The 7827-nt window shown below is 67.0% G+C and carries 7 protein-coding genes and 2 pseudogenes; 5 read left to right on the top strand and 4 right to left on the bottom strand.

Annotated features, from left to right (window positions below; translation table 11 throughout):
- Positions 1–172 precede the first annotated feature (172 nt).
- The 5 genes and pseudogenes from ACWCRD_RS44820 (at position 173) to ACWCRD_RS44840 (ending at position 2908) form a co-directional block, all read left to right on the top strand.
- A complete protein-coding gene (locus ACWCRD_RS44820; protein ID WP_450971439.1) occupies positions 173–982 on the top strand; it encodes a class I SAM-dependent methyltransferase in 810 nt (269 codons plus the stop codon).
- 473 nt (positions 983–1455) lie between these two features.
- A pseudogene (locus tag ACWCRD_RS44825) lies at positions 1456–1648 on the top strand (hypothetical protein); the annotation flags it as partial.
- A 38-nt stretch (positions 1649–1686) separates the two neighbouring features.
- Positions 1687–1995, top strand: a complete 309-nt coding sequence (locus ACWCRD_RS44830; RefSeq protein ID WP_450971440.1) for a transposase — start codon at positions 1687–1689, stop codon at positions 1993–1995.
- Positions 1992–2564, top strand: a pseudogene (locus ACWCRD_RS44835) (IS3 family transposase); the annotation flags it as partial. The gene ACWCRD_RS44830 and the pseudogene ACWCRD_RS44835, both read left to right, overlap by 4 nt.
- A 122-nt stretch (positions 2565–2686) precedes the next feature.
- Complete coding sequence (locus ACWCRD_RS44840; protein ID WP_450971441.1) at positions 2687–2908, top strand: IS3 family transposase; 222 nt, start codon at positions 2687–2689, stop codon at positions 2906–2908.
- A gap of 242 nt (positions 2909–3150) precedes the next feature.
- On the opposite strand, the gene ACWCRD_RS44845 is transcribed toward ACWCRD_RS44840, so the two are convergent.
- From ACWCRD_RS44845 to ACWCRD_RS44860, 4 genes are all read right to left on the bottom strand, one after another.
- A complete protein-coding gene (locus tag ACWCRD_RS44845) occupies positions 3151–3789 on the bottom strand; it encodes an HAD family hydrolase (protein ID WP_450971442.1) in 639 nt (212 codons plus the stop codon).
- An 875-nt stretch (positions 3790–4664) separates the two neighbouring features.
- Positions 4665–5225, bottom strand: coding sequence for a CGNR zinc finger domain-containing protein (locus ACWCRD_RS44850; RefSeq protein ID WP_450971443.1), 561 nt, complete (start codon positions 5223–5225; stop codon positions 4665–4667).
- Between the two features lie 35 nt (positions 5226–5260).
- A complete protein-coding gene (locus ACWCRD_RS44855) occupies positions 5261–6454 on the bottom strand; it encodes a MalY/PatB family protein (protein ID WP_450971444.1) in 1194 nt (397 codons plus the stop codon).
- Positions 6451–6918, bottom strand: coding sequence for a DinB family protein (locus tag ACWCRD_RS44860; RefSeq protein WP_450971445.1), 468 nt, complete (start codon positions 6916–6918; stop codon positions 6451–6453). The genes ACWCRD_RS44855 and ACWCRD_RS44860 overlap by 4 nt, the downstream gene beginning before the upstream one ends.
- Positions 6919–7827: the final 909 nt, after the last annotated feature.

Consider the following 7827-nt stretch of genomic DNA (forward strand, 5'->3'; position numbering starts at 1 on the left):
CCTCCGCGCGAAGTCCATGCCGAGTACGAGAAGTTGCGAATCGCCGCGTGAAATAAACGGTCAGAAGCCTGTCCGGAAAGCGCGAGGCCCCTCAAGGTCAGAATGCGGCCCGCAGCTCGTGATGCCTGCCTGGCCGTCGTGCCAGCCGCGCGTCTCGAGGCAGTCTGGCGCCGTGGAAATTCCATTGCCGGAACAGCAGCATCTTCGATCGAATACCTCCATGACTCATGACGCCCCGGCGGACCATGTGGAGCAGAACCGACGCTTTTGGGATGACGAGGCAGCTGCGTGGCACGAGCCGCTCGCCCGTGACCACTGGGCGCAGCTGGATCCGTCGTGGGGGTTGTGGGCTACCCCTGAGTCGCGGGTTTCCGTGCTTCCCGACGGCATCGACGGGATGCGCACCATTGAGCTGGGGTGCGGTACTGCCTACGTTTCCGCTTGGCTGGCCAGAGCAGGAGCCCACCCGGTCGGAATCGACCTCTCGGAGAAGCAGCTCGCCACTGCCCGCGCGATGCAGGCGGAGTTCGGCCTCGACTTCCCCCTCGTCCTGGGCAATGCCGAGAAGGTGCCCTACGAGGACAACACGTTCGGCCTGGCGATCAGCGAGTACGGCGCCTCGCTGTGGTGCGACCCCTACCAGTGGATCCCGGAGGCAGCCCGGCTTCTCGTTCCCGGAGGCCGGCTGGTGTTCTCGCGCTACTCACCGCTGTTCGCGCTGTGTGTACCGCCCGAGGGACCGGCATCCACCACTCTGTCCCGCGGCCAATTCGGCCTGACCCGGTTGGACTGGGGGAATCACGTGGAGTTCATCCTGCCGCACGGAGAGATGCTCCGTCTGCTGCGGGCCTGCGACTTCGTCGTTGAGGATCTGATCGAGATTCAGGCACCCCAGTCTGCACGGGACTACTTAGAAGTTTCCGCCCACTGGGCCCAGCAATGGCCCAGCGAGGAGATCTGGAAAGCTCGGCTGGCAGGCTGACAGCTCCGCAGACATGGTCTATCGCCATACTTATCCCGAGGAGCACCACGATGCTCCCACCGCAAGCCCTCAGGTGTTTCCAATAATCCGTTCTGGCACAGAACTTGGGGAGTCGTCGCGGAGCATCACCTCGATCTTCGATGGCGAGGGACTGGCTCATGTGAAACGGCGTACCCCTTGTCACCTGGCCGACCAGAAGTGACACCCCCTCAGGTACCCGCCGGTCAATGACGTGGTCGGCCGCGGACGGCGACGGTGCTACACGACACCCCCACACACCTCACAGCCACCTTCGGTAATTCCGTCGGCACCGACCCATGCCAACACCACGGCCTGCAACCAAGCCCGCCACAACCGGAGCAACAACCAGAGCGACAACCGGCACAAGAACGACTTCTCCCACAAACACCGCCCATACGGAACGAACGAGCAGGCCATGACCCACCCGACCCCGCGACTGCTGTCGACCCCGCACACAACAGACCGTCAACCGCGCACTGACCGCAGCCCGGACACCGGTTGAGCGCGGCGTCGCGCGGCTGGAGGCATGACGGATCTTCCGCAGAGCCCGGTGCAGCCAGAATCGAATGACATCAATCGCCGACCGCCATCCTCACCCTGAAGCGGCAACACTGTGAGGTTCCCCCGGGATGCGGAGTGTGTTGACAGAGGGTCAGATGGGACTCATGAGAGGACCTTTGACCATGGCTGCCCCCAGGAAATACTCGCTGGAGTTGCGTGAGCGTGCGGTGCGGATGTATCGCACCACAGACCCGAAGCCGCAGATCAAGAAGCTGGCCGTCGACCTCAGTGTGCATCCCGAGGCCCTGCGCGGCTGGATCCGCCAGGCCGAGGCCGACGCCGGCGAGCGCGACGACCGTCTCACCACCGACGAGCGGGCCGAGCTCGCCGCGCTGCGCAAGGAGAACGCCCAGCTCAAGCGGGCCAACGACGTCCTGCGGACGGCCTCGGCTTTTTTCGCGGCGCAGCTCGACCCGACCCGGCCCAGGTGACGGCGCTCGTTGACGAGCACCCGCGCCTGGGGGTCGAGTGCGTCCTGCGGGAACTGCACGTCCCCTCTTCCACCTACTACCGGTGGCGCCGTGCGGAGAAGGAGCCGTGCGAGCGGCGGCGCCGCGACGTCGAACTGACCGAGCGGATCAAGGAGATCCACACCGAGTCCGGCGACAACTACGGCTCGCCGCGCGTGCACGCCGTCCTCAAGCGCGAGGGTGTCCACGTGGGCCGCAAGCGGGTCGAGCGCCTGATGCGCGAGGCCGACATCGCAGGTGTCAGCCCGCGGCGGAAGGGCTTCACGCGCCGCGATCCCAAAGCCACGCTCGCCCCGGACCTGGTCAACCGGGACTTCACCGCACCGGCTCCGAACCGGCTGTGGGTCACCGACCTGACGATGATCTCGACCGGCGAGGGACCGTTGTGGCTCTCGGCGATCCGCGACGCGTTCTCCCGCCGGGTGGTCGCATGGGAGACCTCCGCCCGCGCGGACGCCGACCTGGTCCTGACCACGCTGGAGTACGCACTCGCGTCCCGCGAAGTCGAGCCCGGCAAGCTCATCCACCACGCGGACCACGCTGCCAGTACACGTCCATCAAGCTCACAACTCGCCTGCTGCGGGCAGCAGTTGCGGCGTCCATGGGCTCTGTCGGGGACTCGTACGATAACGCTCTCGCGGAGAACTTGTGGATGCTCATCAAGACCGAGGGGCTGCGTGGTCGCGTCTTCACCACCCGGGCCGAGGCGAACCTCGCGCTCTTCGAGTACATCGACGGCTTCTATAACTCCCGTCGCATCCAGGAACGGCTCGGCTGGCTCAGCCCGATCGAGTTCGAGGAGAAGCACTACGCCGAGCAGGCGACGGCCGAACCGACGAACCTGAAACCCCGTCAACCCTCTCTGACCAGCTGATCAGCACCTCCAGCACAGCGGGGGAACCTCACTGAAAAGGCTCAGTCCATCATCAACGAGCGCCTGGAAAATCTTCACCTACGCCTCAAGCAACTCGCGGCTGACCGGGACGGCCCCCGAGCCCCTCCCGGCTGCGGGCTGCAGACGGCCACACAGCTCATCGACCGGCGCACCCAAGAGCGGGGCTGATCAACCGCTTCAAATGCCTGGCCGACAACCGCTGAGAGCCGGCCAGGCCGACGTCATCCGAGCGGGACACGCCCTGGAACGAGAGGCCCGGCGTCCAGATGAGCTGCGATCCGCGTGATGGCCCGGGCGTTGTCCTCGAACAGATGCCCCTGCATGCCCGCCGCTTGGGCGGCTTCGACGTTGACTGCGACATCGTCGATGAAGAGACAGTTCTGTGGACGCACGTCCAAGGCTTTGCATACGGCCTCATAGGCTCGCAGGTCAGGCTTGCCGATGCCGATCTCATGCGAGTAGACGATCTGCTCGACCAGATCATCGAAGTCGTACAGTGCCGCCTCCCGTTCCCGGGCACCGACGAAGCTGTTGCTCAGGATGCCCAGCCTGAAGCTTCCCCGCAGCCCTCGCACATACGCGATCAGTTCCTCGTTCGGCGTCCCCAGGTACTCCGCCCACAGATCAGCCATGAAGGCTTCAACCTGTGGCGGCCCGAGACCCAGGCGGGCTGCCACCTGTTCGTGCACGTCTCGTTCGCTGATGCTCCCCATGCCTCCCGCCCGCCATACGTCGCGCATCCGCTCATTGACCGTGCCCAGCGGCAGCTCCAACTGCTCCTCCCACCGCCGCGCCCATCCCGTTTTCGGCGTGATCTCAAGCACGCCACCGATATCGAAAACAACGCACGTCACGGTCACCCGAACTCCCCCTCTTCGTCCTGCCCGGCCGGCACACACAACCCGCTCACACGATCGATGGAAACACTATTGCCCTTCCCTCCAGGGCAAGGTCAAACGATCCTGGAACCTTGCGACACCCCTGGCCACACCCGCCCCGCACCCGGCAGAGGATACAGAGACCAAACACGCGTGCCGTCAACCACACCAGTCGGCAAGCCCCCCACCCCGCCCAGCGCAATCACCAGGAACAAGACCAACCCATCCGCAAAGCACGGACACACACTTGGCCACAAACAAAGCCAAAGCCCCGTCTCCTCAAGGCTCGCGGCCTGCCAACGCGCTTCGCGAAATAGTCGGTCGGCCCGCCCGCCAACTCCGAAAGCACGTACGCCTCGTCCGGCGTGAAGGTACTGGGAGCCATCGCGAAGACGCCGAGCAACCGCCCACCGCCATCCCGGACCGCGACCGCCAGATTCGCCGCCCCAGGCGCGATCCTCGGGTTCAGGTATACCGCGAGCGCAGGGCATTGAACTGGCCCGGCTTCAGCAGCGAGTCGGCCCACCAGTCCGTCACCCTCATGCAGGCGAGGAACGGGCCATGCACGAGCCCATGGTGCTGTGGTCGATGGCCCTGCTCATGAGTAGACGCCTGGCCGGACGGCGTTGGACACGCCGCAACGGCCTGGTCGTTCAGCACCACGCAGGAAGCGCAGTCGGGGGCGTCGGTGGACCACCTTGGTCATGAGCGTCGTGGATGAGTCCAGTGGAATCCGAGGTCGGGTGATCAGCACCGTGCCCTGACCGCCGTCTACCTGCTCCGGGTGGCCACCGGGGCCCTGCAGTCCCGGTACGGCAGGGGCCCCCTACCGGGCGGCAGGCGATGTTCGGAGGCGCTCAGCTTGCTGTCCCCTGCCGCCGCTTGCGGTAGTTGGCCACCTTGTGTCGGTTCCCGCACTCGGTCATGCCGCACCATCGGCGGTTGGCGGACCGCGACAGGTCCACGAACAGCCGGGTGCAGTCCTCGTTGAGGCATTCCCGCACGCGAGCGAAGTCGGTGCCGCCCAGAAGGTCCAGTGCGTCCCGTGCCACCGCCCCGAGCACCTCGTCGATGCCCCCGGTACGTGTCAGGCGACCGTCCTCGTCGAGTTGGAGCCTCGGCAGTGGCAGCCGGGCCGCCTCGTTCACCTCGGCGAGAGCTTCCCGCACCTCGCTGTCCGCGGGCGGTGTCAGGGGCCATGCGCCAACCAGCGTGTACGCCGCTTCCCTGAGACGGCACATTCTCGACAGGGCGCGTGCGTCCAGAAGGCCGGGCGAGTCGAGCAGTCCTGCCTGGTGGATCCAGCGTCGCAGGTCGTCGGGGGAACGCAGCAGTTCGGTGCGTCGGCTCCGTCGCCAGAGCAGCGTGCCCGCGAGGTCCAGGCAGAGCCGACCGCTGACGAAGACGAAGTCATCCACACGGCCATGGTGCGAGGTGGCGTCCGGCACCGTCGTCACCCCTCCCGCCTGCCCAGTGCGTCGACGACCCGGCCCAGGATCTCGTCGAGCACCTGCTGCGAGGTGGCGAAGTTCAGCCGCACGAACCCCTCGGCGTCCGCACCGAAGGGCGCGCCGCCGTCGAGCAGGACCCGGCCGTCCCTGAGCACCTTCTCCACCGGGGGTTCGCCCAGGCCGAGCGGCCGGGTGTCCAGCCACGCCAGGTACGTGGCCTCGGGCATGTGGTGGCGGACCAGCGGGAGCCGGGTGCGAACCACGTCGCGGACGCGCCGACGATTGCGGTCCAGCACGGTCAGGAGATCGCGCTGCCAAGCGTCGCCGTGCTCCCACGCCGCCAAGGTGGCGACGACACCGAGGGGTGAGACGGCGCCGTACAGGTCGGGCGGTTGTGCGTCCCGCAGCGCGAGGAGGCGGTCTGGGCCGTAGTGCGTGACGGCGCAGCGGATGGCCGCCAGGTTGAACGCCTTGGTCGCGGAGGTCAGGGTCACGGTGCGGCGCGCGGCGTCGTCGGACAGGCTCGCGAAGGGGATGTGCCGATGGGCCGTGTAGGCCAGTTCGGCGTGGATCTCGTCGCTGATGACGAGCAGATCGTGTCGTCGCGCGATGGCCGCGATCTCGCCGAGTTCGTCGGACGTCAGCACCCGGCCGGTGGGGTTGTGGGGGTTGACCAGGACGAGCGCCTTGCAGCCGGACCGTTTCACCGCGGTGTCCATGGCGGCGAAGTCCATCCGCCAGCCGTCGTCGGTGTCCTTCATCGGGACGGGCACGATCCGCCGGCTCATCGTCCGCAACGTCGACAGGAACGGTGGGTAGTTGGGAATGTGCACCGCCACCGCGTCCCCGTCCGACGTCGCGAGGTGAAGGACGAGTTGCAGACACTGGATGAGGTCGGTCTGCTCGCGCACGCGGTGGGCCGACGCGGCCCATCCGTGGCGCTCGGCCATCCGCTTGGCGAAGGCGGGGCGCAACGGACTGCCGTCCGGCCAGTCCGGGTAGCCGAGATCATGGCGGTCGACGGCCTCGTGCAGGGCGGCCGCCACCGGCGGCGGGGTGGGGAAGTCCATGTCGGCCACCCACGCCGGCAGGACGTCTCGCTCCGGACGGTGCCATTTCACGCTGCCGCGAACGCGCAGCCGGTCGAGGTCGAGGTCGTCGAAGCCGGGTATCCCCGGAGCCGGTGCGGGCCTCATGCCGGGACCCCCGCCCGCAGCAGATCGCGGGTGATCTGCACCTGCCCGTGATGCTGGGCGAGTTCCTCCAGTACGTGAAGCTGGACGCCCAGCACACTCAGGGAACGGTCCGGCCCCTCGGAGTCGTCAGAGGGCATGTTGCGCGGCGGTTGCGACGGCAGCGCCTCGCAGAGGTCTGCTTGCAGGCGGTCGAAGAGCGCGTCGACCTGCGTCCGCAGATGCCGCACGTCCCCCTTCGCCGTGAACTCGGAGGGACGGTCGCGGTCGACGTGGCGCCCCGCGATCACGTGGCCCAGCCAGTAGTCGGCCACGGCAACGCAGTGGTGCGCGATGGCGTACGGGGAGTTGGTGCCGGGCAGGCGCGGCGCGGTGTTGGCGAGGTCATCACCCAGTTGTTCCAGGGCGCCGAGCATGCCGTCGAAGGCGCGGCGAAGGAAGTACAGGTACTCGTCGTGCTCGTGCATGGTGCCTCCTGTCGGTCACTGGTACCAGCGTCGGTCGCGAGAAGACACCTGTCAAGCCGGTGTCTCAGCGCCTGATCAATGAAACTTATACGTCGCAGATAGAAGGCATAGGTGCAGTTTGAGATCACTGAGGGGCGGTGACGTAACCATGTTGACCGGTGTCTTCGGGTCGCGGTCTTCTTCGTCGGCGACGACCCCGTTCCCGTCTCGCTGCCCGTGGGTGACACGAACGTGAACAAGCTCTGTGACCGATGACCGTGCTCATGAGCAGGCGCCTGGCCGGACGACGCCCAAGCGCCTTCAGCCGGCCGGTGCCGCGAGCGCGGTGAACACTCCGGGCCGCATGTGCCGGGCCCACCCCCGCTCCACCAGACGTCCGAGAGCCACAGCCAGCGCACGCCCTCTCGGCCCGCTTCCGGCTCCAGCACCGACACAATGCGCTCGTAGTCGGCGCCGGTACCGACGCCTTCACGCTCTCGGCCCGGTGCGGTTCCACCGAACCCGCCACCGCGCTCCGCGGTTCCGCAACCACACAAGACGGCTCGGCCAGCACCTCAGTCACCATCACACGGGCATCCACCAGCCGCTGAAGCGCAGCTTCCGCCTCGCCCACCCCGCAACCCGCGCCACCTCCTCCCGAGCCTCCAGCAGACCGAGCACCGACGGCATCAGCCACCTCCACAAGCGAAGCGACCCAATCAACCACGCCCATCTCCCCCGCCGCACAGAGGAGTTCATGCCCACCACAACCGAACCAACCGATCACTTTCGGAAAGCGGATAGCCTCTCAGATCAGCACACGGAAGGTGGCAGCCTGAAGCTTCCCCTTGATGTCGGACACCTGGAGACTGGGACGTGAGGTTCCAGAGGAAGTAGTGCCAGGTGGGAAGCAAGAGCAACCGCAGCAGG

The organism is Streptomyces sp. NPDC002092 (assembly GCF_053593775.1).

Bases quoted from the DNA above. Each gene is read 5' to 3' on its own strand.
- ACWCRD_RS44830 (WP_450971440.1), top strand. From the start codon at position 1,687: ATGGCTGCCCCCAGGAAATACTCGCTGGAGTTGCGTGAGCGTGCGGTG.
- ACWCRD_RS44840 (WP_450971441.1), top strand. From the start codon at position 2,687: ATGCTCATCAAGACCGAGGGGCTGCGTGGTCGCGTCTTCACCACCCGG.
- ACWCRD_RS44855 (WP_450971444.1), bottom strand. From the start codon at position 6,454: ATGAGGCCCGCACCGGCTCCGGGGATACCCGGCTTCGACGACCTCGAC.
- ACWCRD_RS44860 (WP_450971445.1), bottom strand. From the start codon at position 6,918: ATGCACGAGCACGACGAGTACCTGTACTTCCTTCGCCGCGCCTTCGAC.